Source organism: Planctomycetaceae bacterium, from assembly GCA_041398785.1.
Lineage (GTDB): Bacteria > Planctomycetota > Planctomycetia > Planctomycetales > Planctomycetaceae > JAWKUA01.
Map to the genome: position 1 here is coordinate 101,374 of JAWKUA010000004.1, position 25,239 is coordinate 126,612.

20 protein-coding genes and 2 pseudogenes are annotated in these 25,239 nt (G+C 59.1%); 13 read left to right on the plus strand and 9 right to left on the minus strand.

Annotated elements, in window-relative coordinates; all coding sequences use genetic code 11:
• Positions 1-52: 52 nt before the first annotated feature.
• Positions 53-211, minus strand: a complete 159-nt coding sequence (locus R3C19_06000) for a hypothetical protein (protein MEZ6059896.1) — start codon at positions 209-211, stop codon at positions 53-55.
• A 167-nt stretch (positions 212-378) separates the two neighbouring features.
• Here R3C19_06000 and R3C19_06005 point away from each other — a divergent pair, with 167 nt between their 5' ends.
• The 6 genes from R3C19_06005 (at position 379) to lnt (ending at position 7,589) form a co-directional block, all read left to right on the plus strand.
• A complete protein-coding gene (locus R3C19_06005; GenBank protein MEZ6059897.1) occupies positions 379-1,320 on the plus strand; it encodes a DUF1559 domain-containing protein in 942 nt (313 codons plus the stop codon).
• Positions 1,320-1,895, plus strand: a complete 576-nt coding sequence (locus tag R3C19_06010) for a DUF1573 domain-containing protein (protein ID MEZ6059898.1) — start codon at positions 1,320-1,322, stop codon at positions 1,893-1,895. The genes R3C19_06005 and R3C19_06010 overlap by 1 nt, the downstream gene beginning before the upstream one ends.
• Positions 1,896-2,326: 431 nt before the next feature.
• Positions 2,327-3,316 (plus strand): hypothetical protein, encoded by a 990-nt coding sequence (locus R3C19_06015; GenBank protein ID MEZ6059899.1) that lies wholly within the window; start codon positions 2,327-2,329, stop codon positions 3,314-3,316.
• Between the two features lie 71 nt (positions 3,317-3,387).
• The gene (locus R3C19_06020; protein MEZ6059900.1) at positions 3,388-4,137 is read left to right on the plus strand and encodes a hypothetical protein; all 750 of its coding nucleotides are present in this window, start codon (positions 3,388-3,390) and stop codon (positions 4,135-4,137) included.
• A gap of 591 nt (positions 4,138-4,728) precedes the next feature.
• On the plus strand, positions 4,729-5,220 hold the full coding sequence (locus R3C19_06025) for a hypothetical protein (protein MEZ6059901.1): 492 nt from the start codon (positions 4,729-4,731) through the stop codon (positions 5,218-5,220).
• Positions 5,217-7,589: an apolipoprotein N-acyltransferase gene (gene lnt, locus R3C19_06030; GenBank protein ID MEZ6059902.1), complete on the plus strand. Its 2,373-nt coding sequence runs from the start codon at positions 5,217-5,219 to the stop codon at positions 7,587-7,589. The genes R3C19_06025 and lnt overlap by 4 nt, the downstream gene beginning before the upstream one ends.
• A gap of 142 nt (positions 7,590-7,731) precedes the next feature.
• Here lnt and tyrS read toward each other — a convergent pair whose 3' ends face one another.
• On the minus strand, positions 7,732-8,964 hold the full coding sequence (gene tyrS / locus R3C19_06035; protein MEZ6059903.1) for a tyrosine--tRNA ligase: 1,233 nt from the start codon (positions 8,962-8,964) through the stop codon (positions 7,732-7,734).
• Between the two features lie 364 nt (positions 8,965-9,328).
• On the opposite strand from tyrS, the gene R3C19_06040 reads away from it, so the two are divergent.
• Entirely contained in the window at positions 9,329-10,702 is a 1,374-nt protein-coding gene (locus R3C19_06040; GenBank protein MEZ6059904.1) for a reverse transcriptase family protein, read from the plus strand.
• Between the two features lie 73 nt (positions 10,703-10,775).
• Here R3C19_06040 and R3C19_06045 read toward each other — a convergent pair whose 3' ends face one another.
• Entirely contained in the window at positions 10,776-11,456 is a 681-nt protein-coding gene (locus R3C19_06045) for a hypothetical protein (GenBank protein MEZ6059905.1), read from the minus strand.
• Positions 11,457-11,940: 484 nt separating this feature from the next.
• On the opposite strand from R3C19_06045, the gene ppk2 reads away from it, so the two are divergent.
• Positions 11,941-13,029, plus strand: coding sequence for a polyphosphate kinase 2 (ppk2, locus tag R3C19_06050; protein MEZ6059906.1), 1,089 nt, complete (start codon positions 11,941-11,943; stop codon positions 13,027-13,029).
• A 24-nt stretch (positions 13,030-13,053) separates the two neighbouring features.
• On the opposite strand, the gene R3C19_06055 is transcribed toward ppk2, so the two are convergent.
• Entirely contained in the window at positions 13,054-14,337 is a 1,284-nt protein-coding gene (locus R3C19_06055; protein MEZ6059907.1) for a CPBP family intramembrane glutamic endopeptidase, read from the minus strand.
• Between the two features lie 202 nt (positions 14,338-14,539).
• On the opposite strand from R3C19_06055, the pseudogene trpC reads away from it, so the two are divergent.
• From trpC to R3C19_06070, 3 genes and pseudogenes are all read left to right on the plus strand, one after another.
• Positions 14,540-15,258: pseudogene (gene trpC / locus R3C19_06060) on the plus strand (indole-3-glycerol phosphate synthase TrpC).
• Positions 15,259-15,537: 279 nt separating this feature from the next.
• Positions 15,538-16,161, plus strand: coding sequence for a phosphoesterase (locus R3C19_06065; GenBank protein MEZ6059908.1), 624 nt, complete (start codon positions 15,538-15,540; stop codon positions 16,159-16,161).
• 106 nt (positions 16,162-16,267) lie between these two features.
• The gene (locus tag R3C19_06070) at positions 16,268-16,942 is read left to right on the plus strand and encodes a type III secretion system chaperone (GenBank protein MEZ6059909.1); all 675 of its coding nucleotides are present in this window, start codon (positions 16,268-16,270) and stop codon (positions 16,940-16,942) included.
• A gap of 350 nt (positions 16,943-17,292) precedes the next feature.
• On the opposite strand, the gene R3C19_06075 is transcribed toward R3C19_06070, so the two are convergent.
• The 3 genes and pseudogenes from R3C19_06075 to R3C19_06085 all read right to left on the minus strand — a co-directional run bounded on the left by R3C19_06075 (position 17,293) and on the right by R3C19_06085 (position 20,563).
• Positions 17,293-18,168 carry a sugar transferase gene (locus tag R3C19_06075; protein ID MEZ6059910.1) on the minus strand — a complete coding sequence of 292 codons (876 nt, stop codon included), beginning with the start codon at positions 18,166-18,168 and terminating at the stop codon, positions 17,293-17,295.
• 458 nt (positions 18,169-18,626) lie between these two features.
• Positions 18,627-18,800 (minus strand): annotated as a pseudogene (locus R3C19_06080) (Rdx family protein).
• 41 nt (positions 18,801-18,841) lie between these two features.
• Positions 18,842-20,563 carry a proline--tRNA ligase gene (locus R3C19_06085; protein ID MEZ6059911.1) on the minus strand — a complete coding sequence of 574 codons (1,722 nt, stop codon included), beginning with the start codon at positions 20,561-20,563 and terminating at the stop codon, positions 18,842-18,844.
• A 285-nt stretch (positions 20,564-20,848) separates the two neighbouring features.
• On the opposite strand from R3C19_06085, the gene R3C19_06090 reads away from it, so the two are divergent.
• Both R3C19_06090 and R3C19_06095 read left to right on the plus strand, forming a co-directional pair.
• A complete protein-coding gene (locus R3C19_06090; protein MEZ6059912.1) occupies positions 20,849-21,826 on the plus strand; it encodes an HD domain-containing protein in 978 nt (325 codons plus the stop codon).
• 92 nt (positions 21,827-21,918) lie between these two features.
• Positions 21,919-23,598 (plus strand): hypothetical protein, encoded by a 1,680-nt coding sequence (locus R3C19_06095; protein MEZ6059913.1) that lies wholly within the window; start codon positions 21,919-21,921, stop codon positions 23,596-23,598.
• Here the strand turns inward: R3C19_06095 and R3C19_06100 are convergent.
• Positions 23,553-24,257: a zinc metallopeptidase gene (locus R3C19_06100; GenBank protein ID MEZ6059914.1), complete on the minus strand. Its 705-nt coding sequence runs from the start codon at positions 24,255-24,257 to the stop codon at positions 23,553-23,555. The genes R3C19_06095 and R3C19_06100 overlap by 46 nt on opposite strands.
• 205 nt (positions 24,258-24,462) lie before the next feature.
• Entirely contained in the window at positions 24,463-25,212 is a 750-nt protein-coding gene (locus R3C19_06105) for a cyclic nucleotide-binding domain-containing protein (protein ID MEZ6059915.1), read from the minus strand.
• Positions 25,213-25,239: the final 27 nt, after the last annotated feature.

Genomic DNA, 25,239 nt, shown 5'->3' on the forward strand with positions numbered 1-25,239 from the left:
TTCCGCTTCGTTCCGCAGCATTCAACAATCAGGCGACGGTTGCTGCGCCGTTCTAATCGACGAGCGTCACTCGGCAGAACTTCTTCTTTCCGGCCCAGACGATCATGCCGTTTTCGACGGTGATTTCCCGGTTCGCGTCGGCGATGACTTTCTTTTCTTCACGAGGTTTCGCTCCGCCCTGAGTGACTGGCCGCGCAGTTTCACGATTCAAAAAAAGTGGTCCAGGGCTCGATTCAGAAACTTTCGTGATTCTCAGGAAATCCGGCTGGCACGCTGGATGCTGTGTGTGTGTGTGTGTGTGTGTGTGTGTATACTGGGGCTGCGTAAGGGGCTGGCGGACTTTTGTACGACATCACGACTTCCCTGGTTTTTCGCCAGATGAAAACTCGACCCTTCCAGTTTGTGGCTCGTTCAGCGGGCTTTACGATCATCGAACTGCTGGTCTCGATAGCGATCATCGGTGTCCTGCTGGCGTTGCTGTTGCCGGCGGTCCAGTACGCCAGAGAGGCCGCCCGCAGGACTCAGTGCTGCAACAACCTGAAACAGATTGCGCTGGCGTTCCATGAACACGAAAGCACGTTCGGACATTTTCCGGGCAACGGCTGGGGATATCGCTGGGTCGGCGATGCGTCTCGCGGTGAGGGTCAGGGCCAGCCCGGCGGATGGGTCTATCAGTTGCTGCCTCATCTGGAGCAGACAGCGCTGTGGGAACGTGGAACGGCGGACTCGCGGGAGCTGACGGTGACTCCTGTGCCCGTGTTCGACTGTCCGTCACGTCCCGAACAGCCCTTAACTCCTCAGTTCGAACACGACTTCCGCAACGCGGTTTACCGCGCCGATGTTTTCAAAACCGACTACGCCGTTAACGAAGGCGACTTTGTGCAGGATTCCGGCGAAGGTCCGGCGAGCGAGTCAGACAGCGACCTGGCCGCATACAACTGGATCAACCGTGATCTGGTCACCGGCATCAGTATGCAGCGCTTTGGTGTCAGAATAGCCGAAATTTCAGACGGCACGTCCAACACCTATCTGGCGGGAGAGAAATACGTTCAGGCCGACAGCTACAGCGCGGGCGGCGATCCCGGACACGACCAGAATGCGTTTTCCGGAGCGGACCTTGACAACAAACGGTGGGTTCTGCGTCCGCCGGTGCCCGATGGATCCGACGTTCAGCCGGATCGTTTTGGCAGCGCTCACAGTGGCGGTTGCTTCATGGCATTGTGCGACGGTTCTGTGCGGTTTTTGTCGTTTTCCACTGACGCTGAGCTTCATTCCCGTTTAGGAAACCGGCAGGACGGTCATGCGGTGGCGGTTCCGTGATGAGTATCGCTGGCAATCCTCACGTTTCTGAGTCGCGGCAGCAGCCGGGTCGATTCCCGCAAGCGGTTTCGAGGTTCCTGTTCACCGCGGTGTTTACGGGCGGTCTGGTTTGCTTCGTGCTGGTGTTGGCGGTTGTTCGATATGGCTCGTTTGCTGCTGTCCGGGCGATGGCGTCCGGCCGAAGCGTTTTTCTGGAAGACGACATGATCGATCTGGGTGAGGTTTCTCCGGACGAGATCCATGTCGTGCATGTCCCCCTGCAGAACATCAGCGGTGATCCGATTTTGATTACCGGCGGGACAACCTCATGCGGATGCGCGGTGGTGACGAAGTCGTTTCCAATGGAGATTGGTTCGCTTGAGCGAGCGACCATTCCCGTGCGGCTGGCGTCGCCGGGGTCGGGCGAAACATTCGACGTGACGGTGACGCTGTTCACGTCAAACGTCGATGAACAACCGACTGTGACTCTGCGAGGCAGATCGGCAGTCGTAGCGGGGGATCCGGTGAGTTTAGTTGCGATTCCCGTTCCGGACGGCTCGGTGCCGCCCGGTGATTCTGTTCCTGTTTTCGAGTAAGGAGATTTAGGTGTTGAATTCTCGATTGAACATTCTGGTTTCGATGTTGCGTGTGGCCGGGCTGACTTGCCTTTGCCTTGCCGCGATGGTCATGGTTGAGTCGTCTGCGTTTGCGAAAACCGGGAAGCTCTATCAACCCGAGGGAACCAGTACATGCAAAAAGTCAACGGGCTGCGTCGGCACCTGTGCAGAAGCTACCAGTGGCGCTGGGGGTGACGCATGCGGGGAAACGCTGGACCAACAGCGGTGCAAATGTAGCTGACTGAATCCGGGTATACCCTCTTGGTTGACGATTGCTCATGGTCTTCGTTTAGGTGAGGACCGTGAGCACTCTGAAATTGCTTTGATCGTATTTGGTAGTAGACCGGTGTTCGTTCTTCCATTCCGGCAAGTCCACGGACTGCAATATGCGCTCAAAAAACTTGAGGTTGATGGTGCTGGCATCTGCGGTCTGTGCCGTAGGGATGCCTATTGCTCATCGCGATGCCGCTGCCGACGACCAGGCTACCGGCGACTGGGAAACTTTCGTCAACAACAATCGAACGCTGTCATTGGCCTACGGCCAATTTTCGATGATCGCGGAAATGACCGAAATCCGACATGACAACGTGGATTCTACGGGAATTCTGACAGAACTTGAGTTTATTCGATCGGACCAAAAGACACGGCTGACACTTCGGTATCCAGACGACCCCGAGCGCCCGGAACGGGTGATGGTCTGTGATCCCGAAGGCATTTCGTTCGCAGTTGACAAACACACTGATGGTCGGCAGGTCGTTCGGTTTGTCTCTCCGCGACGCGGCTACGGGCACGAATCCGTTGAGAACGGAATCACAGAAGAAACGCTTATTCCGTTCGCGTTCAGTGAATTTTATCGCGAGCCCTACTATGCGATGAACGATGGCGACCGTTTGAGGGTGTCGGTTCAACACGCCACGGGTCTTCAGGAATCCGATTTTGTAAATGGACGCATCGAAGTGATGATCCCCGCTTTCACAAAACGAATGGCGGGCCGGCAATTCGTACATTTTTTCGGCTTGATGACGGTCGCGCCAGCACAAGGAACTGTCTCTCGTTTTTCGCTGAAGTCAAAACGAACCGACGGCATCGACGCAGGTACGCTTGAGTACATTGCCCAGATCGGCAAACGCGGGGGCCATGCTGTTGCGGAAACTGCAACATGGATCGGGTCGGAGTCAGACGGAACGGTCACGCGCCAGATCGATTTCAATTTGAAGGAACTCTCATTCGCCACTCCCGACCCTGCCGTCTTCACTCTCGAAGGCTGCGGCATCACTTTTATGACGAGCGATCCAGGATTGTCGGGCATGCCATTGATGGCATGGTATTTCGGTTGTTTTGCCGTGGTGTGTTTTGTCGCCATCTGGATTATTAGAAGAAAACAAAAATCTGCCCGGTGATCATGCTCGTACCGGTCGCACCACGACCACTGCGGTTTTGACGTTCCTCATCGTAACAGCGGTCGCAAAAGATGCCGTGGCAATCACTCACGGGCAGGGATCGGGTCTGTGTCGCAGGCCTCATTGCCCTGCACGTCGGACTGGTATCGTACGGGGCAGCAATTCATTCGCCCTGCATCGATGAAATCGGACACTTTGGAGCGGGACTCTATCACTGGCAAACCGGCAGACTTGACGCCTATCGCGTGAATCCGCCGATGGTTCGAATGTGGGCCACGCTGCCGGTATCGTTCGCCGTGCCAAGCGTCGATATGTCCTTTGACGAACCAATTGACCGGCTGGAAATGTACATCGGCCCTGCCGTCATTCAGGAACTCGATCCGCAAACAATTCGAATTGGCTACACGGTGGCGCGGATTTTCTGCGTGCCGTTCACAATTCTCGCCGCGGCTGGTCTGCTTTCGCTGGGCAATGGAATTGTATGGCAAGCTGGCCGGGTACGCAGCTTTGGCTCTGTGGTGCTTCGATCCCAATATCATCGCCAACGCTCAAATGATCACTCCGGACACTGCCGCCACGGCATTCGGGTTGCTGGCGTGTTACCTGTTCTGGAAATGGTGCGACGACGGATCCAACAACGGATCGCTTGCAGTCGGTTGCGGACTGGCGTCAGGTCTGGCACTGCTGAGCAAGTTCACGTGGATTCTGCTGGTTGCCATCTATCCGGTGATGTGGATGGTTCTAGGCGGTTTCCCGGCAGGCTGGCGGAGCAAATTTCGACCGGTACTCCGCGATGCGGCTCATTTTCTTCACAACGCTGAGTGTGGTGAATGCGGGATACCGGTTCTCCGGCACGGGAACTTTGCTGGGGGATTTTCCGTTTCAGAGTCAAGCCCTGGCCGAGTCCGAATGTTCCAACCGCTTCGCCGGAACGTGGCTTGGCAGTCTTCCGGTGCCACTGCCGGCCGAAATGGTTCTGGGAATTGACCGCCAGAAAGTCGACTTCGAAAAAGGATTTCTGTCCTACCTTCGCGGTGAATGGAAACAGCGCGGCTGGTGGTACTTCTATCTTTACGGCCTGGCGGTGAAGACGCCGGTCGGAACACTCATTCTGCTCGCGGCGGCAATACTCTGCGCGATTCGACAGTACGTCCGACGGTCTTCTGACAGCGTGTCCGCGCGGCGTGAATTGGCGATGCTGCTGCCGGGAATCGGTGTGCTGGCGTTTGTGAGTTCGCAGACCGGATTCAGTCACCATTTTCGATATGTGATGCCGACGCTCCCTTTTCTGTTTATCTTCATCAGCCGATTGTTCTGGCCCGCAGCGACAGCGGGAATGTGGCGGCGTCTGCCCGTGGCTGCTCTGCTGCTGGCGAGCTGCGCCCGAAAGCCTGTGGGTCTATCCTCACAGCATGTCGTTCTTCAACAGGCTGGTCGGCGGACCATTGAACGGCCATCATCACCTGCTGGACAGCGGGATGGAATGGGGGCAGGACTTGTACCTGCTGCAGGACTGGATGGCCGGGCATCCGGAAGCGTCGCCAATCCGCGTCGTCAATTTCTCGCCGCTGGAGCCGGAGGATCTGGGAATCGAAACAGCCGGACGTCCGCCGTCGGGATTTCGATCAGAAAACTCACAGGTGAATGAGTCGGAACTGGGCCCGCTGCCAGGCTGGTACGCAGTCGGAGTGACGCTGCTGCATTCGGATTCCCGCCCCGACCGCGAGAATCTGCAGCGAAACGGGATGCCGATCTGCGGCTACTTTCGCTTCTTCAAACCAGTGGACCGCGTCGGGTACTCAATCTACGTCTACCAGCTGACTGCACAAGACGTGGCACCGGTTCGTGACCGGCTGGGACTGCCGCCGCTACCGGAAGCTCCTGAACAGGGAGTCCGGCCATGACGACCGATGGTGTCGAAAAGCGAGCGTGTGTTTTGGCGATCTTGCTGCCGCTGGCCATGCCTTTTTTGGGCGGAACGCTGCTGGGCCTGTGTTTCGATCAGCCACGGATTTGCTGGCTGTCGTTCGTGGCACTCGTGCCGTTTGTGTGGACCGTCAGCAGGCAGGCATCAACGTTGTGGCTGGTGAGCGCTGCCGGGGGCTTGTTCGCATTTCACCTGATCGGGCTGAGATTTCTGCCGGCGTCCGGAAATCTTGAGGCGGCTCAGTGGTGGCCGTGGCTGGCGGTGTGCCTGACGGCATTCAGCTTTCCGTTTCTGCTGATCGGTCGCATGCTGAGCGAGCGGCTGCGTTTGAATATCGGGCTTGTGTTTCCGCTGGTCTGGGTCGCCCTCGAATCCGGACGATCGTGGATGATGGCACCTTTGCTAGGAGCACCATTCCCGTACCTTCACGCCGGCACCACGTTGTGCCAAAGTTCCGAGTTGCTGCAGTGTGCGGATCTGGCAGGCGTGCCGGGACTGACTTTGCTGGTCTGCATCGCTTCGGCAGGTCTAGCATCCTTGTTTAGCCGGTTCGAACCGTCGGCCAGGCGGTACTTCCGGCTGGCTGCGGTCTGTGGCTGCATTCTGCTGTGTGGCTGGGGATACGGCTTCGTTCGGCTTCGCACGATTTCGCAGACCGAGGGTCCGACCGTCGCGCTGGTATCCGGTTCGCCGGTCGCAGCACCAGAACGTTTGCCTGACTCTCGCGGTCCTCTGCCTGGCACGTCTGCTCAACGTGTTGATCTGATCGTCTGGCCGGAGCTGGCGTTTCCGGGCACCGTCAGCACGAATTCGAATGTTCCGGCGACAGACTCCGCGCTGTTCCCGGTTATCCGGGAGGCAGAGAAGCACGGCGCGGTTCTGGTGTTCGGTACGAAGCGGTGTTCATCGAATCCTGACATGCCTTACAACGCGATGTGCGTTGTGCAACCGTACGGCCGCAACGTTCAGTCGTACGACAAGCGGTACCTTAGCCCCGGCTACGACTTTCAGCCGCCTGTCGCGCGCTGGCTGTCGTTTGCGGCGGGAACTGAGTTGCTGAGTCCCGGTGCTTTGAACTGGACGGGACACACTGCCGGCGGTCGTGCGGACTGCTTCTCAGTCGCGGATCGCATCGGAAAGACGCAGTACCGGTTTTGCGGTTCGATCTGCTACGACCTTTGGTTTTCATCCGCCCTCCGTGAATCCGCAACGGCTGGCGACGAACTGCCTGATTTCCTGGTAAACATCGCGGATGAGGTATTCTCCAGCGGCCGCAACGTCAGCTACGCGGACTGGGCTCTCGTGCAGGCCCGGCTGCGTGCGATTGAGACACGGCGGGCACTGGTCCGGACGTCCGGCGAAGGAACATCGTTTGCGGTCGATGCCTGCGGGCGAGTTCTGGCACGTTCCGCGACGGATTCGTATGTGAAAGATCCAGTGACGCTGGAGATTCCGCTTTGCGACGCGCGAAGTCCCTATCTGGTTGCTGGAGACTTGCTGCCGTTCACCGCTCTGGCTGTCTGTGTGTGGGTAACTCTCGCTGCGGGGACGGCCCGCCGCCGACATCTGACTTCGGACGCGATGTCACCCGTCGTCTCGGCCGGTGACTCATACGCTGATCTGTCAATCATCGTTCCGGTGTTCAACGAAGAGCAGACGATCAGCGCTCTGCTGCATCGGGTTCGCCGCGCCGCTCCTGATGCACAGGTCATTGTTGTGGACGACGGCTCTTCTGACGGAACCCACGATTTGCTGCAAAGCCTTCGGCAGCCGCTGAGACTGATTGTGCAGCGGCATCCGGAGAATTCCGGAAAAGGAACCGCGATCCGAACCGGACTGGCATGTGCGGACCGGAAATTCACACTGATCCAGGACGCTGACGAAGAGTACTTCCCGGAGGACTACGACAGCCTTCTGGAGCCGATGCGGCGCGGCGTCAGTCCGGTTGTGTATGGATCCCGCTATCTGTCGTCCTCGGAGTGGCCCCGGCCAAAACGCCGGGTTGAAGACGTCGCGATTCGATGTTTGAACCTGGCAACGTTGTTGCTGTTCGCCCGCTGCATTACCGATGAGGCGACGTGCTACAAGTTGTTCGCAACGTCCTTTCTTCGGTCACTGGATCTGCGATGCCGACGATTCGAGTTCTGTCCGGAAGTGACGGCGAAAGTCTGTCGGATTGGCGTCGAGATCGTTGAAGTGCCCGTTCGCTACGCACCGCGTTCCTGCGTCCAGGGAAAGAAGATTCGCTGGCAGGATGGATTTGCGGCACTTTGGGAACTGATCCGCTGGCGTTTCAAACGGATGCCAGCGGTTCTTACGTCCGGTTGGCACGGGAGGTGTCCCTGAGGGAGGGAATAGCGAATGTCTAACCGCAGGCGCTGCGCCTAACAACGGCGGCAGGAGACTCACGTTTCCGGGCCGACAATTGCGGCGAAATGGTCGCTGGTCAACGGGCGGCTAAGAGCGCAGCGCTTCCCAGGGGTCGCGGTTAAACGGTTCGTTTGACACGGCAGAATTTCTTTTTGCCGGCCCAGACCAGCAGACCGTCTTCCACCGTGATTTGTTGGTTCGCGTCGAGGATGACTTCCTTTTCTTCACCAAGTTTCGCGCCGCCCTGAGCGATCAGGCGCCGGGCTTCGCCGTTCGACGACTGCAGTTTCAGTTTCTTCAGCAGCAGAAATGCGGGAAGCGTGCCGTCGTCATCGAGGTCGCTCGCGGATAATTCGACTTCCGGAATATCTTCCGGCAATGCGCCGCCGCGGATTTCGTTCCGCCAGCGTTCAGCGGCTTCGATTCCCTGCCCTGCTCCGTGGTATTGATCGATCACAGTTGCTGCCAGTTGGAATTTCGCTTCCTGAGGATGACCGGACAGCAGTTGGTCCACATTGTCCAGCGGCACTTCCGTCAGCAATTCGAAGTACATTGTCATAACGCCGTCCGGCAACTGCATGAACTTCTTCATCATCTCATACGGAGATTCGCTGATGCCGATGTAGTTGCCCAGGCTCTTGCCCATCCGCTTGATGCCATCCAGCCCGACCAGAATCGGCGACATCATTCCGATCTGCTGGCCAAGTCCCTGCTGAGCCTGCAGGTCGCGAGCCAGCATGAAGCTGTAGAGCTGTTCGGTCCCGCCAAGTTCGATGTCGGCTTTGATTTCGACCGAATCCCACGCCTGCATCACCGGGTACAGGCATTCGTGCAGAAAGATGGGCTTCTCTTCGCGGTAGCGTTTGGCGAAGTCATCGCGGGTCAGCAATTGAGCCACCGTGACCCGTCCGCACAGGTTCAGCACGTCCGCGAACGACATTTTTGCGAACCAGTTGCCGTTGCGATGGACTTCCGCGCGGTCCATGTCGACCACTTTGCCGACCTGCGCCAGATAGTCGCGGGCATTGGCTTCGACCTCGTCTTCGGTCAGCCGCTTGCTGCGAGCTTCATCGCGCCCGCTGGGATCGCCGACCATTGCCGTGTAGTTGCCGATGATGATCACGGCCTGATGTCCCAGTTCCTGAAACTGCCGGATTTTCCGCAGCGGAACGGTGTGTCCCAGATGCACGTCGATGCCGGTGGGATCGATGCCGTATTTGACTCGCAGCGGCACACCCGTGTCGCGGCTGTGCTGCAGCTTCTTCGCCAGCTCCTCTTCAGGAACGACTTTTTCGACTCCGCGTGTGAGTACGCGAAGCTGTTCTTCGACGGCGGGAAAGATGTTACTCAACAGCCTGAACCAGTTCTTGTCAGTCGGGAAGTGAATGGACCGGCTGCGGAGGTTAGCAGTGAGATTCCGCGCAAGCCAACTAAGGAGCTGGAAATGATGATTCCCTGCAAAATGGATTCACAACGACAATCGGTACCGGTAGTCTGCAAACTGCGCTCGCGTTCAGTTGGCGTGTTGATCGATTCGTCGCTTCGACACCGGTTCGGGGCTACCCCGAGCTGTACTGACTTCGCAGACCTTGCAGCAGTGTGCCAATACACCGCGCTGCGGTGGGACGGCACACGTATGACTCGCAGTGAACCCGCGCAGCCGCCCGCCGGTTTTCGGTGGGCGGTTTCACTTTGTGCCCGACAGGTCTGAAACCATGAACGTTACTGCCGCCAGGGCGATGACCGCTGCGATGCTGGCCGGTGACTGGAATCGCCGACAGGTCCTGCAGCGGCTGCGGAACTGTCTTGGACGCACGGGAAAAGGCACAGCCTGGCCCGCGAAACTTGTCGCTCTGTTGTTCGGTCCGACCGCTTTTCCCGAACGTCGCCCGGCTGCCGGCGAACTCACAGACTTCCTGCGAATGCACCCCGCCGCCCGGAAGGTGACCGCTCGCGCCGAACGCGGTCTCCTGCGCTGGTCAGCCTTCGCGCGGACAGCCGACGGCGCGCCGGCGATGTGGCGGCTGGATCACAATGCAGCCTGGAATGTTCCGTCGATCACGACGCCGGCTCAGCTTTGCGATGTTCTGGAACTGTCGGCGCCGCATCTTGACTGGCTGGCGGATTGCCGGGGACTGGAGCGGACGGCCGAAGGCGAACGATTACGCAACTACCGGTATACGTGGGTCAGAAAGAGCAGCGGCGGCTACAGATTGCTGGAAGTGCCGAAACAGCGACTCAAGGCGGCTCAGCGGTGGATCGCCTCAAGCATCCTGAACAGAATTCCGGCTCACGACGCGGCTCACGCATTCGTCTCAGGCCGTTCGCCGGTGTCGGCAGCCCGACGCCATCTGAGCCGCGATGTCGTGCTGCGGATCGACCTGAAGAACTTCTTTCCGTCGATTGCCGCGGCGCGCGTGGCCGGGATCTTTCGATCCGCCGGATATCCTCAACGCGTGGTTTCGCTGTTGACGGGACTCTGCACAAACTGCACCTGGCAAAGCGTGATTGACCTCGTTCCCGGCGACGGCATCGAAACGGCTCGCGAGCAGCTTCGCATCCTGACATCTCCGCATCTGCCGCAGGGAGCTCCGACGTCTCCCGCGCTCGCCAATCTGTGTGCGTATTCGCTGGACGTCCGACTGACGGGACTGGCGAAAAAATTTGACGCTTTCTACACGCGCTACGCGGACGATCTGGTGTTCAGCGGAGGTCTGGAATTCCGGCGGCGGCTGCAGCGATTTCGAATTCACGTACTGGCGATCGCGCACAACGAAGGTTTCGAAATCCGACGGCGCAAGACCGCTGTGATGAAGCAGGACGAATGCCAGCGGATCACGGGAGTGGTCGTCAATCAGCGTCCGAACATCGACCGTCGCGACTACGACCGGTTGAAGGCGATCCTGACAAACTGCGTGCGGTACGGACTGCATGCCCAGAATCACAGCGGTCACGCTGACTTCCGATCCCATTTGCAGGGCCGAGTGGCCCACGTGCGCGCCGTCCACCCGAATCGCGGCGCGAAGCTGCAGGCGATTCTGGACAGGATACCGCAGGTGCCGAATTCGGCGACGACGACCGGAAAGTGAATGCGGGAACTCACAACGCAGTGTTGCCCGGAATCGGATCGGCGGTTCGCGGTCGTGTCGAAGTGACTGCCTTCTATTTCGTCAGGCGTTTGATCCGTCGAAATGCGGACTGTACCGAAGCATTGGTAGCGGCGTCGGGAGCGGCCACCGCGAAGTAATCCGCGTCGATGCCAAGCAGCGTTCGCAGATCCGCAGCCTGATCCGGCGGCGTGTCCAGGAACTCGTTGTGCAATTCGAAATCGCGGTCCCACAGAATGCAGTCCGAGAGACTCTCCACGAGAATTCGCCATCGGTCGCTGTCACGGCAGTCGCTTGAAGTCGGAAGTTCAAAGTCATCCGGGGCATCCTGGTCAGGGTCGGAATCGACAGCGTCGCCGGCTGCATCGGGGAAGAGTTCCCGGTGGGCCTGCAGAGCCAGTTGCCGCCAGAAGCAGTCGTGATTTGACGGGTCGTCAATTTCCCGATCGATCTCCATGCATACGTGTTCGAACAGGACTGCCACGGCGGCTTCGTTGACAGCGTGCAGAGCGGGCACGGTTGGAGTTTCCGTAAGCAGGTCCGTTGCGATCTGGTCGAACAGGACCATTCGCTGAGTCCACGTCAGCAGATCAAATACGTCAAGACCGTAGTGCCATTGCGGAGCAAAGCCGCTGCTTTCTTCGCGAATAACTTCCACGGCTCCGGTCAGAGATGCCTTGACCAGAGCGGCTTCGGCTCCCGATAGCACGCGGTCACCGCGTGGTGTATGCCACATGAGATTTCTCGCTGGTGGTGTGGGTGACCGGCAGCACCGGCATTTCCGTCCTGCAGCCGTCGCAGGCTAACGACCGGACTGACCGAATGCGAAACCGTCATGTTGGAATTCCCTGCGTGGCGTCTTTACGGAAGTATCCGACCGGCATGTGTTGTGCTCCATTTATTCCGGTTTGTCCGAAAGTCACACGCAATCGGTGGTTTCCGGCGGCGGCGCGCGCTCATCAGCGCGCATGTCACACGATAGACCGCGCGGTGTGCGTTTGTTGCGGGTCGCCCCTGCCGATCGATCCTTCGGCATTGTCAGGGATGCCGAGTGCACGAGTCGGTAAGGTATGTTAAGGTTGAGTTAACGGTGAGTCCCATTTCACACCCTCGCACCGACGGTAGTAAAAACGATGAAGAGTAAATCGCCGCGTCAGGATTCTTCGCCGACGAAACCACGAAGCAAAAAGACCGGTCGCCGGAAGACGAGCAGCGCGAAGATGAACGGGACTGCAAGGCGGACTTCCCAGGGTGATATTTCGCCGTCACTAACCGCTGCGGGGATCGAGAATTTTTCCGTTTCGGAATCGGTCACCGCGGCGCAGGAAGCCAAGATCGCGGCTGTGCGAGACATCGTCGGAGGAGTTCCGCCGCACGATGTGGAGACGCTGGCCAGAGTTCTGCAGGCCATCATGGAAGGAACGTCATCCGATGATGCCGCCATCCTGCGAAGCGCCCTGCTGCGGCAGCCTCAGCCGGTTATCAACGGAGCCGGCCGGTCGGCCGATGACGTCCTGTCCGACGACTGGCGGGAAGGCGGATATCCCTACAAGAACCTGCTGCAGCGCAAGGCCTATGAAAAACAGAAGTACAAACTTCAGGTGGAACTGCTGAAGCTTCAGGCATGGGTCAGGGCAACCGGCGAACGTGTTGTCATTCTGTTTGAAGGCCGCGACGCCGCCGGAAAGGGAGGAACGATTAAGCGATTCATGGAACACCTGAATCCCCGCGGTGCCAGAGTCGTCGCGCTGGAAAAGCCGACCGAAGCGCAGCAGGGCCAGTGGTATTTCCAGCGGTATGTGGAACACCTTCCGACTCGCGGAGAGATCATTCTGTTCGACCGTTCGTGGTACAACCGCGCGGGTGTCGAACGTGTCATGGGCTTCTGCGACACCGAAGAGTACAACGAATTCATGCGGCAGGTGCCGGAGTTCGAACGGAACCTTGTCCGCAGCGGAATCCATCTGACCAAGTTCTGGTTTTCCGTGAGTCGCGAAGAGCAGCGCCGGAGATTCAAGGAACGCGAACGGCATCCGCTGAAACAATGGAAGCTTTCGCCGGTGGACCTGGCTTCACTCGACAAATGGGACGAATACACGCGGGCGAAGGAAGCCATGTTCCATTACACCGATTCCGTCGACGCTCCGTGGACCGTCGTCAAATCCGACTGCAAGAAGCGCGCGAGGCTGAACGCCCTGCGCTACGTGCTGCACAGCCTGCCTTACGCGAACAAGAACCTGGAAGCGATCGGAGCCGTCGATCCGCTGCTGGTCGGTCGGGCTCAGGTACGCTACGCCGACAAGGACTGATTCACACTCGGGCGGATCGAACGGTTATGGCAGGGTCATTCCTGCCAGCAGCATGTTAAAACCGTTGAACAGGAAGTGGATCATCACCACCGTCCGGTAGCTGCGACGACGGATGTAGGCGTAGCCGATCACGAATGCCAGCGGAAGCAGTGCAATGGAATCGGGGAAACCGTGAGCAAACGCGAACAGCACCGACGACGCAATCCAGCCCGTCACGACTGTCCCTGAGTGCTGAAATCCGCCGAGCACGATGACACGGTAAAGCAGTTCCTCCGTCAGCGGCGCGACGACAACGGCCATCACGGCGATCAGCGCCATAATCGTCCACGGGACGCCTTCGGAGATCAGTTCCAGAAACGGATGCTGCGACGTGTCGTCCAGAATCCAGACCAGAAACAGTCTCAGCAGAATCGTCGGCAACAGTGCTACCAGAAAGACCTCAAAGGCCCACCAAAGCTCCGCGGTGAATCTCCACTTCTCGAATTCAATATCGTCCGCGACGGCGCTCGAAACGCGTTCGGCAGTCTCAGATTCCGCCACCGGCGCCGCATACGGGTTGCCGTCGATCGTGGTGTCGTGTGAGACCCCGGTTTCCTGCAAATCGCCGGGCGTTTCCGGAAGATCCGCGGAAGTGCTGTCGGCTGCCGGCTGGCGATTCGGCATGTCGAGATCCGGCCATGGATTGCTGGTTACAAACCGGGCTTGACCGTATTCCTCCTTCGGCAGCGCCATTCGGTCAGGATCGGAGCCGCAACTTCTTCGCACTCCGCGCTGGCGGCCCTGCTGAACGATCAGCACCACGGTTCCGAACGTGATGAACATCAGAAGCTGAAACAGCAGGTTCGTCACAATGATCCCGCGAACATCGGCTTCGCGCTGCGGAATTGACTTGCCTGACGGAACCGCGTCGTCGTCGGATGGCGGCGAGTCGTCAGTCACGGGATTGGCAGCGTCGCCGGGATCTGTGGTTTCACCGGGATCTTCCGCGTCGACGACAGCGCCTTCGTCGATGTCTGCGCCGGCAATCACGCGCGGCGGATCTGTAGCCGGTCCGTCGTCCACGGCAAGAGCCATCACGGCCAGGAGAGCCACCCAGACGATACCGACGATCATCAATGGCAGCGGAACGTGCAGCGGTCGGCGTCGAGCCTGCGGCAGCATCGATTGCCCCGAATGCCACCGAACGAGCCAGACGACAATCATGGCAATGCCGCCGCTGAGTGCGCCGAGTAACAACATCGAAGCGGCGATTTGTCCCGCTGTGATCTCGGGCAGTTCCGCGTCAATTTGAGCGATCAGAAATGGCATCAGAAGTATCAGATTCCGCGAAGAATGGATGATGCAAGGGTGCGACGGGGTCCGGTTGAGCGCCGCGAGCGGGCCGATATGATCCGCAGGCCGTTGCCTGACCCGGTCCCGAGTATCACAACGCGGAGTCTGCCCGTTGTCGACCGTCCTTGACGAAATCGTCGCCCATAAGCGCCAGGAAGTCGCGGCGGCGCGCGCGGCCGTGTCGATTGCTGAACTGCAGTCAATGTGCCAGGCAGCACCGGCTGTCCGCGACTTTGAAGCGGCCCTGAAACGCGGACGTCCGCCGGGTCTGATTGCTGAAGTGAAAAAGGCATCACCATCGGCCGGAATCATCAGGGACAATTTCGACCCCGTCGCAGTCGCCAAAATCTACGAAGCCGCGGGAGCCAGTTGCCTGAGCGTGCTGACGGACACAAAGTTCTTTCAGGGACATCTCGATTACCTTCGCGACATTCGGAACAGCGTCGGCATTCCGGTGATGCGGAAGGAATTCATCATCGATCCCTACCAGATCTATGAAGCCCGCGCTGCGCCGGCCGACTGCGTGCTGCTGATCGCGGAGTGCCTGACCGATTCAGAACTGCCGGAACTTTATCGGCAAGCCAGGAACTCGGACTGCAGGTGCTGATCGAACTCTACGACACTGAGAATCTTGACCGTGTCCTGGACACCGGTACGAAACTGGTTGGCATCAACAACCGAGATCTGCGAACCTTCGCCACCAGCCTTGACCACACGTTCAACCTGATGTCGGGAATTCCGGAGGACGTGTTGCTCGTCAGCGAAAGCGGCATCCGCAGCCATGATGATATCGTCCGGCTGCGAAACGCCGGGGTCGGTGCGGTTCTCGTCGGCGAATCACTGATGCGTCAACCGGACATTGCCCGGGCCGTGAAGTTGCTGATGAAAGGCAGCTAGCGGAATCGTTTCGCGACGAGAAGAAACGAACCGCATGCGTCGCTGTTAGGGCATCGTCGACCGTGCAGTGGTTGGAAAGGTTTTCCGACTGTGTTCGAGAGGACGGAATTTCGGTTCGAGTTCGCACAAGTCAGGTTCCCGACGACTTCGTCCCACAACCAGCGGCACGCAGAATTCGGTTACCGGACCGCCGACTAACTTCCGTAACAACAGGCCGTCGCGAACTCGTGTCCGCGCACGCGGCCAGCCAAACCAGGAAACTCTGAGAAAGGAGTGCTCATGACAAATCCCGCCGCCGCCGTCGACACGTCCGTCGAACATGTTCTGGTTATTCCGACAGAAGTCTTCCACGACATTGGTCACTTCAACGGATTCTGCGGTGAGATTGACCGCTACCTTGAAGTCATCCTGGACCCGATCCACGCCAGCTACCGGCCTCGAAGTGAAATGGAACGGGATCCGTCATTCAAGCAACTGATCCCGTACTGCATTTTTCGCTGCTGCGGTCGGATCTTTCACTACCAGCGAGGAACGAATCAGGGCGAATCGAGGCTGCATTCGAAGCGGTCGGTGGGGGTTGGTGGACATGTCTCGACGCTTGATCTTGAAGGCGAGGGGACTCCCTACCACGAAGGCATGAAACGCGAGATTGAAGAAGAAGTGGAGCTGCAGTCCGCGTGGACGGAATCCTGTGTCGGACTGATTAACGACGATGACACCGACGTCGGGAAGGTGCATTTGGGCGTGGTTCACATTTTCGACCTGGACTATCCCAAAGTCGAACCACGGGAAGAGTCGATGATAAACGCAGGATTCGCATCACCGGAGGAACTGGTGCGCGAACTGAGTGAATTCGAGACCTGGTCGCAGATTTGTCTCAAGCACCTTTACGGCGCGAAGTGAACTGCGATTCGGCAGATTCTGCCAGACCGCCAGCGGAATGTTCGTTCTCACCGCAGGACGGGCGTCGTTGAAGTGAGTCCGCGGACAAATGCAAGGAGTGCATCACATGAAATCCATCGTCGCCCTTCTCCTGCCGGCGGTGCTGGTCACCGCGTTCAGCGCCACTGCCGTCCATGGCCAGGATTCCCGCAGTCAGGCTCCGGCACCGGCTGCCGGTCAGCTTTCCGAGCAGGATTTGGGCAATGCTCTGGCCGCGATTGGTCTGAAGCCGACGAAAACGGAAAAGCGATACGACTTCGCTTTCAAGACCAGCATCCGCGGCGAAGAATGGAAGTTCAGTATGTCGGCCGTGCTGAGCCGAAACGGCGAGGCCGTGTGGGTCATGGCGTGGCTGGATCAGATTCCTGAAACCGCCAGCGAAGTTCCCCGCACCGCTCTGTTGCGTCTGCTGGCAGCGAACGACCGGCTGGGTAACGGCAAGTTCTTTGCCTACATCCCGACGAACAAGCGTTTCGTTCTGCAGCGTGTGCTTCCGAACGAAGACATGTCGACTCAGAAAATGATGGAAGTGCTGCAGGATCTGGCTGTCAGCGTTGCCGACGAATATCCGACGTGGGCCGTGGCGAACTGGGTGCCGAAGTCGGGCCAGGACGACGTGGCCGACGGGACGGACAGCGGCCGGGCGGTTCCGCAGAATCCCGCCGCTGCGGCACGCGGTGCTCAGGCTCCCATTCGAGCCTCAGAAGCCGCGTCGAAATTCGACGATCGCAGGATTCAGTAGGCAGAGTTCCACACCGGCGCGCACCGCGACGAAAAACTGCGGACGCTCAGCTCACAAACTTCAACAGGCGACCGAGTTTTTCGGTCGCCTGTTTGCGTTTCAAATTTCGGCTGTGGCTCCGAGGTTTCCTGGTCTGAGATCCTCGTCTGAGACTCTGGTCTCTGAATCGTTCAGACGAACGCCGGTCCGGCCGGGGCAGCGATCGGAATCGACACTGGTCAGCGGCCGGAAACCGCGCGGCCGTCAGCCTGAGGTCACGGACGGCGGCGGAGAGAAGGTTGCAGAGGCCGCACGGTCGTGATTAGCACCAGGCTTCCGCGGGACGACGGCGGTGCATTCCGCAGTACCGGTTACAGCGCTCCGAAGCCTGTCAGGACAACCTTTACGGTTCGCAGCAGAATCTTCAGATCGTTCATGATGCAGCAGTGCTGCAGGTACAGCAGGTCGAAGGCGACCTTTCGCTGATAGCTGCACAGGTCGTTGGCGTAGCCGTTTTCGATCTGAGCGATCCCGGTCAGCCCCGGTTTGAGTCCCAGGCGCTGCAGGTAATTCGGGATCTGCTTCGACAGGTTCTCCATGTATTCGATGCACTCCGGCCGCGGTCCGACCAGCGACATTTCACCTCGAAGAACGTTGACCAGTTGCGGAAGTTCGTCGATTCGCATCTTTCGCAGCAGACGGCCGACACTGGTTACTCGCGAATCGCCGTCAACGGCCGTTGATGGACCGGCCTTGGTGGTGTCTGTGTGCATCGTTCGCAACTTGTAGATTGTGAACGGTCGCCCGAAGTTTGCTCGGCGGCGACGGCACATCTGAATGTGTCCGGGGATATTCACGCGGGTCAAGCGGCGACGCTCATTCAGACCCACGCGCGTCTGCAGAAAGAATGCTGACCCCGGCGATGTCAGCTTGATGGCAACCACAGCGGCCAGCAGGACCGGCAGTGTGACGATCAGCAACACGGATGCTCCCGCGACATCGATGGCACGCTTCAAGACTCGCGTGCGCGCCGGCAGGCAGCGGATATCGCGGCGACCATCAGTGGCGTGCAGCCTCGTCAGCCAGTCGAGCTCGAAGCCGTCCAGCACCTCAAGACTGACAGCCGCGGGCTCGCCATCGGGCCGTTCGTGTTCACGCGATTCCGGGTTCTCGCCAGTCCGGTCGCCGTCCGCCGGATCGGCGATGGTGTACTGGCCGCGGATCGCAGGAATTGCTGTGGAAGACATGTTTCGCTTCGGTAGGACCGCATTCAACCGCCATGAACGATTCCGTCGTGTGAAGAATGTAGCTCACGCCCCGGCGTCGTGCAGGCGGGACGCTTCCGACCCGGCACGATGCCGTCAAATTCTTCGCGGGAACTGCGATTGCTGACCGATGAACGGCACTTGGCGACATGTTGCATTTTCGCAACACCAACAGGCTTACGCGTGTGTCCGCGTCAACGCGGCGCAACGAACGCCAGCCCGTCGCCGCACGTCCCGAGCAGACCGTTGTGGCTGCCGTACGTGCCGGCGAACGCAGAATCGCAGACCACGGCGCCGGAGTCCGTCAATTGGCGGCATGGTCTCAACGTTAGCGACCGCTGCTTCATATTGCCGTCGCGGCGATTGCATCGCGTTCGCATTCCGGCCGGCGCGTGCGCAGCAGCGTGAGGGACCATCGTGTCGGAAACCGCGACTGTGACTCATGCCAAAATCCGCCTGAGCACTTCATCGTGCTCGGGGAACCGGCCGGTTTCGTGTTTGCTGTAGATCAGCCTGCCGTCCGCTTCGACATCAAAGATTCCGCCGGACCCCTTGATAAGTTCGGGATTCACTCCCGTCTTGTCCCGTATCGCAGCCGCCAGACTGACGGCCTGAGGCGTGTAGTTTCACATCACGCAGTAAGTGATTTTGATTCTCATTCCAGGCCTCCGAGTGCCTCCCTGATGAATGACACGGTTTGGCTGATCGCAACATTCACGGCGTCAGATTCCGTGCGTCCCTTGATTTCCGCGATGCCTTCTTTCAGGCCTTTGCCGCCGATGATGACTCGCAGCGGGATGCCGATCAGGTCGGCGTCCTTGAACTTGAAGCCGGGACGCTGGTCTCTGTCGTCCATCAGCACATCGATTCCGGCCTCGGTCAGGTCATTGTAGAGCTGATTAGCGACTGTCATCACTTCTTCGTCTTTAACATTCAGCGGGATCAATTCCACCGAATACGGGGCGACCGTAAATGGCCAGACGATGCCGTTTTCGTCGTGGCAGGTTTCGACGATTGCCGCGACGACACGCGTCACTCCGATACCGTAGCAGCCCATGATGATGGGGTGCTTCTTTTCGTCCTTGTCCAGGTACATGGCGTCCAGCGATTCGCTGTACTTTGTGCCCAGTTTGAACACGTGACCGACTTCGATGCCGTGGACGATTTCCAGTGTTCCGTCGCACTTCGGACACGGGTCTCCGCCTTCGGCGTTTCGCAGGTCGAAAGTTTCGGTCAATTCGAAGTGAGTGCCGGGGACGACGCCGGTCAGGTGAGTGTCCTTCTGGTTGGCTCCGGTGAAAGCTGATTCAATGAGGGCGACATCGTGGTCGGCGATGATGTCGCACCGGATGCCGACCGGTCCCGCGAACCCGACAGGGGCTCCGGTGACCTTTTGAATTGTCGCTTCGTCGGCTAGCCGGACGTCGGTCGCTCGAAGTGCTCGTCGAATCTTGCCTTCGTTCGCGTCGTGGTCGCCGCGAATCAATACGGCAACCGGTTTTTCGTCCGCCAGATAGACCAGCGTCTTGATGAACGAAGTCGGGTCCGCCTTCAGAAAGTTGCTGACCTGTTCGATTGTGCCGGCGTTCGGCGTGTCGACTTTTTCCGGATCGGCGGCGCTGGTTTGGGTTGCGGGGAGGGACGACTTGCGGCCCGTGTCCGCTCGTTCCTGATTCGCCGCGTATCCGCATCCTGGACAGCGAACAACGAAATCTTCGCCGTTGTCCGCCGGAGCCATGAATTCGTGGGACGCATCGCCTCCGATCGGACCGCTTTCGGCCTCCACGGGGATATATTCCAGCCCGCAGCGTTCGAAGATGCGGCAGTACGCGTTGTACATCGCTTCGTAGGCGACATTGAGCTGTTCCAGCGACGTGCCGAAACTGTAGGCGTCCTTCATCAGGAATTCGCTCGTTCGCAGCACACCAAACCGCGGCCGTTCTTCGTTGCGGAATTTCGTCTGGATCTGGTACAGCGTGATCGGAAGCTGCTTGTACGTCTTGATTTCGTGAGCCACCAGGTTCGTGACCACTTCCTCGTGCGTCGGCCCGAGAGCAAAGTGCAGTTTCCTGTCGCCTCGCTTCGTTTCGAAATTGAACAGCACGTTTCCGAAGGCTTCGCGGCGGCCAGTGCGTTCGAAAAGGTCGATCGGCTGCAAAGCCGGCATGAAGAGTTCGACGGCCCCGGCGCGGTCCATTTCCTGTCGCACGATTTCGGAAACCTTGCGAACGACGCGGTAACCCAGCGGAAGGTACGTGTACGCTCCCGCCATGAGCTGCCGGATCAGGCCGGCCCGCAGCATCAACTGGTGGCTGGGCACCTCCGCGTCGGAGGGTACTTCCTTCATTGTGGGAACAAATGTCTGAGTCCAGCGCACGGGTGTTCTTTCAGGAGGGTTATGAAGTTCGGGCGGCGGATTCTAGCACAGCGTCGCCGATGTTTAACCACGATCTCCGGGGGGAACTCAGCCGTCCCGGCGGCCCATACTTCGTCGGATGAACGGCGGTCCGGCCGAGTCCGGAATCAGCGAGGCTCGCCGATGAGACACAGGCGAAACGTTCCCGATGCACGCGGCGAAAGGCACGCGCGCGACGGGGACTGGTTGTTGACCGCTCGGCCTGATCTTAGAATCGTTGGTTTCCCACTCTCCGAAGGCTGCTCGATGTCTCGCATTCTCGTCAAGGAACTGAACGACGGTGACACCATTGATCAGGTGTTTCTGCTGGCAGACAAACAACTGCGAGCCAACCGCAATGCCGATCTGTATCTGCTGGCGAGCCTTCGCGACAGTTCCGGAGTCATCAGCGGTCTGATGTGGAACGTCACCGAGGAGCGCCTGCACCACATTTCGTCGGGCGACCTGGTGCATGTCAGAGGAAAGGTTCAGTTGTATCAGGGCGGATTGCAGATGATTGTCAACCGCATTGATCTGGCGGGTGACGGTGACTACAGCGCGGAGGACTTTCAGGCTCAGCCGCAAATGAACGTGGGACCGCTGCTGGAACGACTAAAGGAACTTTTCGCGTCGCTGCAATGCCGCAAACTTCGAACTCTCGCCGATTGCTTCCTGACAGACGAAACGCTCGTCGATGATCTCTGTTCCGCACCGGCGGGAGTCAAGGCTCACCATGCCTACCAGGGCGGCCTGATTGAGCACATTGTCAGTATGTGCGAAGTCGTCGATCGAATCTGTCCGCTGTACCCTGCTCTGAACCGGGATCTGCTGCTGCTGGGAGTTCTGCTGCATGACCTTGGCAAGGTGCGGGAGCTTTCCTGGGATCCGACTCTGGCGTACACCGACGAAGGCCAGTTGCTTGGCCACATGAACATCGCCATCGAGATGCTGAACGAAAAGCTGCTGCTGGCTCGCGGCCAGATGAGCGGCGAAGAATTCGACGCGGAAGACGTGTTGCGGCTGAAGCACATGATCCTCAGCCATCATGGCACGCTTGAATTCGGCAGTCCCCGGGTTCCCATGACGCCTGAAGCCATCGTCCTGCACCACATCGACAATCTTGACGCCAAGCTGCACGAGTTTTCTCGCAGCATCGAAGACGACATGAACAAGGATTCCGCCTGGACGCCGTACAGCCCAAGGATCGAACGCAAGCTGTTCAAGGGGTATCACCGCAACTCGTGAGTCGTCCGGTCAGCGGTCGCTCGATGCCCGCGAGCGGCGGCACGTGATCCGTGATCGCTCGCCCGCAGGATCCCGGCCGGGTCGCATTGGTCATGCCTTCCAAACCAGAAACCGACAACTCGGCGACCGGCTTCGATTCACTTCCACCGCCGGAATCCAGCCGCATCACGTGTTCACGTCATGCGAACGGCGTCACGATTCAAATCCCGCAGACGCAGGGAATCTGCTGGCCGGCGGCGCTGCAGGCGATCATTGTTCTGTGCATCGCCGGCGAACTGACGCACCTGGTTGTTGAACGGCAGTTCGTCTGGAAGGCGGCTTTTGCCATTATTGCCGTCGTCTGGACGGCAGGACTCGTGCTGGCGTCCAGAGCACTCACGCGCATGCGGACTCGCGGAGCCATTGCTGTTTCCGAAGATACATTAGCCGTCATCGAACATCGCGTGTTCCGCCGATCACGAAGAGCGTGGTCCATTGCAAAGGACGTCATTGACGTTCAATTGGCCAGTGATGCAGAGGGACACCGCCCGCACGGACTGATCGTCAATTCGACCGAAGACCGATGCTTCGAATACTTCAGAGGACTGTCGACTGCAGAACTGCAATGGATCGTGAATACGATTCAGAACGAGGTCGAACAGAGTCAGTTGCAGGCAGCCGGACGAAAACTGGGGCTGCCTCAGCGGCCCGTGGAAGAATGGTCCGAGTCAGACTTCCGGTACGCGGAGCAGCGTATCAAAGCGATCTCCGCCGACAGAGATCGTGAAATTGCGGAGATGCAGGCGAAGATGGACCGGCTGGAATTCAGCCTGACCGACTTTGTCGAGTGGCAGCCGGGAAAACGCATCGTTGTGAAACGTGTCCGGCCGACGGCGTTTCTGATCGCGGCCGGCTCCATTGGCGGCGTTGTCGGTTCAGCCGTCGTGAATCTGTTCATCGCGCCGTTTGCGACGCCTTTGGTGGGTTTCGTCGTCGGCTTTGCGGCATACCTGTTTCCCGCAGCGATGCGACGCAATGTCTATCTGGCAATTGCCGATGTGTTTTCCTTCGGCGGAACCAACATCGCCTGGCTGTACTGCGCAATGATGCTGGTTGCCGGGGCGGTGCTGTTTCTGAAGCTGGACGCCGCGTTTTCGCAGAGGGAAGTTGTCGTTGACTGGGACCGCCGCCTGCTGTCGGTGATGACGCCGCGTTCCGAGCAAACGTATTCGCTTCCGTACCTGCAGCGACTATGCATTCGGACGGTTCGCCTGCCGCGGAAGCACCTACAACCGGACGACGCCGAAGACACGGAAGTCGATCGGCAGCAGTCGCAGATTGTCGGCTGTTTTCCGGAAGGCGACGCCGTAATTCTGGAGTCCGACAAGGCCGAGCTGTCAAATGAAACCGCGAACGAACGAGTCCTGTCCGTGGCGAGGCAGCTCGCCTCGGCGATGGGCGTCACGATTGAATCCGATGACGTCGACGAGCAGGAGTTCGACTCGGCCGGCTATCCTCGTCACTGGAAGCTGAAGTACCTGCCGCGAGTCTGGCAAATGGCGAGCACAAAGGCTCGCCGGGTTGTCATCGCGGCACTGTGCATCGTGGTTATCGTCTACGGCATTCGGCTGATTCGAGCCTACGAAGCGAACGCCAGGTCAGCGCCGCAGGTCGGAACACAGCACGGCGCTCACGCAGCGTCGATCGCGTGGCGGGTCGGAACGAAGAAGCTGCAGGACGATGCGCGTCAGTCGCGCCGTCCACTCAGCAGCCCGCTGCGGATCAGCATATAGATCAGCGTCATGATTGCTGACACCGTGGCGGCCACGTACGTCATCGCGGCGGCACTCAGCACATCGTTGACGACTGCCGCCTGTTCGCCTCGCACGACCTGCAATTCACCCAGCACTCGCTTGGCCCGATTGCTGGCGTCGAATTCGACGGGAAGGTTGATCAGTTGGAAGAACACCACGGCGGCAAACAGAAAAACGCCGGCGATCAGCAGACTCTTTCCCAGCACCGACGCAGCTCCGCCGAACATGATTCCGCCGATAAACACCATCATCGAAATCCCGCCGCCGGTCGACGCCAGCGGAACCGCCGCGTTGCGGATCACCAGCGGCGAGTAGTTCGTCGCGTCCTGGATGGCGTGACCTGCTTCGTGAGCCGCAATCCCAACGGCGGCCAGCGAACGGCTCTGGTAGACCTCAGGGCTCAGGCGGATGACTTTTGCTCGCGGATCATAATGGTCCGACAGAAACCCCTGCGTCATCTGCACATCCACGTTGCTCAGGCCGCTGTCGTCCAGCACCATCCGCGCCGCCGCGGCTCCACTGATGGGAGCCGGCTGAGCCTGGGCCTTCGCGTATGCACTTTTCACCCGCCACTGGGCGAACATTGCGAACAGCATCACCGGGCCGACAAGCAGCAGGTAGAGAGGGTCAAAAATCATTGGTTGTTCTCCGGTTCACCGACCGTTGATTGAAGTTTGAAGCGCCGGCGGAGTGGTCTTTGGCAGTTTCCTGGATCTTACGGCAGACAATCCTCCGTCTGGGGATCCCGCTTTGAATGACGCGGATTCCTCGGATAATCTTACGCCTGCTGTTCGTTCTCGGCGGAGGAAAATCGAGCACATTCCGGACGGAAGCATACGACGCTCACACTCCGAAAAATCCGCCTCCCGCAACGTCGCCGCCTCGCACGCGATGCCGAAACCGCCGCCAACTGGCGCTCACCTGAGCGATCTGATTCTGCTGCAGCAATTCCCACACCCATTCGTCGGTTTCCTGCAGTCGGCCGGCCAGAATTCGAGCGGCGTTGTTCGCCAGTCTGGCCGCGACGTTCGCATCGATATGGGCCAGTTCATCATAGGACGGTCGCGTCAGCGAAAGCAGTGTCGCACCGTTGGCACCCGTTCGAGCCGACATTGTGTGCGGAGATTCCGAAAAGAACGTGCTTTCGCCGAAAACTCCGCCAGGCTGCAGTACAGCGATCGTTGTTTGCTGAACAGGCAGTTCCGGCAGACCGACCTGCACGTCTCCCTTCAGAACCACAGCCAGCCAGTGAGCTTCGTCGCCAGTCTGAAACAGCACGGTCTCCGGATCAAACGTTCGAACATCGCACAGCCCCACAACGCGCTGCAGGTCATTCAATTCGAAGCCGTCAAACAGCATGACATCCTGCAGGAACGTGATCGGGACGTTTCCCGCCAGCGTTTCTCCGGGGAACGGCAGCCGATCCACTTCCTTTTCCAGCAGAATCAGCAGCGTTGCCGCCGCCGATTCCGAATTGGATTCGCTGCCTGACGGAATGTGTGTCTCACGGATCGGCAGCCAGCCCTGCCGCAGCAGTGAATTCAGGCCGTCAGCCGCATCGAAGCGAACGGACTCATAGCGGTAGATTTTCATGTTTGCTCCGGATCAGCCGACAGCGAT

What these genes read in the sequence shown, in the direction of transcription:
- lnt (MEZ6059902.1), top strand. Translation starts at nt 5,217, where the DNA reads ATGACGACCGATGGTGTCGAAAAGCGAGCGTGTGTTTTGGCGATCTTG.
- R3C19_06055 (MEZ6059907.1), bottom strand. Translation starts at nt 14,337, where the DNA reads ATGCCATTTCTGATCGCTCAAATTGACGCGGAACTGCCCGAGATCACA.
- R3C19_06100 (MEZ6059914.1), bottom strand. Translation starts at nt 24,257, where the DNA reads ATGATTTTTGACCCTCTCTACCTGCTGCTTGTCGGCCCGGTGATGCTG.
- R3C19_06040 (MEZ6059904.1), top strand. Translation starts at nt 9,329, where the DNA reads ATGAACGTTACTGCCGCCAGGGCGATGACCGCTGCGATGCTGGCCGGT.
- ppk2 (MEZ6059906.1), top strand. Translation starts at nt 11,941, where the DNA reads ATGAACGGGACTGCAAGGCGGACTTCCCAGGGTGATATTTCGCCGTCA.
- R3C19_06105 (MEZ6059915.1), bottom strand. Translation starts at nt 25,212, where the DNA reads ATGAAAATCTACCGCTATGAGTCCGTTCGCTTCGATGCGGCTGACGGC.
- R3C19_06090 (MEZ6059912.1), top strand. Translation starts at nt 20,849, where the DNA reads ATGTCTCGCATTCTCGTCAAGGAACTGAACGACGGTGACACCATTGAT.
- R3C19_06020 (MEZ6059900.1), top strand. Translation starts at nt 3,388, where the DNA reads ATGCCGTGGCAATCACTCACGGGCAGGGATCGGGTCTGTGTCGCAGGC.
- R3C19_06095 (MEZ6059913.1), top strand. Translation starts at nt 21,919, where the DNA reads ATGCCTTCCAAACCAGAAACCGACAACTCGGCGACCGGCTTCGATTCA.
- R3C19_06045 (MEZ6059905.1), bottom strand. Translation starts at nt 11,456, where the DNA reads ATGTGGCATACACCACGCGGTGACCGCGTGCTATCGGGAGCCGAAGCC.
- R3C19_06010 (MEZ6059898.1), top strand. Translation starts at nt 1,320, where the DNA reads ATGAGTATCGCTGGCAATCCTCACGTTTCTGAGTCGCGGCAGCAGCCG.
- R3C19_06005 (MEZ6059897.1), top strand. Translation starts at nt 379, where the DNA reads ATGAAAACTCGACCCTTCCAGTTTGTGGCTCGTTCAGCGGGCTTTACG.
- R3C19_06065 (MEZ6059908.1), top strand. Translation starts at nt 15,538, where the DNA reads ATGACAAATCCCGCCGCCGCCGTCGACACGTCCGTCGAACATGTTCTG.
- R3C19_06070 (MEZ6059909.1), top strand. Translation starts at nt 16,268, where the DNA reads ATGAAATCCATCGTCGCCCTTCTCCTGCCGGCGGTGCTGGTCACCGCG.
- R3C19_06075 (MEZ6059910.1), bottom strand. Translation starts at nt 18,168, where the DNA reads ATGTCTTCCACAGCAATTCCTGCGATCCGCGGCCAGTACACCATCGCC.
- R3C19_06015 (MEZ6059899.1), top strand. Translation starts at nt 2,327, where the DNA reads ATGGTGCTGGCATCTGCGGTCTGTGCCGTAGGGATGCCTATTGCTCAT.
- R3C19_06025 (MEZ6059901.1), top strand. Translation starts at nt 4,729, where the DNA reads ATGTCGTTCTTCAACAGGCTGGTCGGCGGACCATTGAACGGCCATCAT.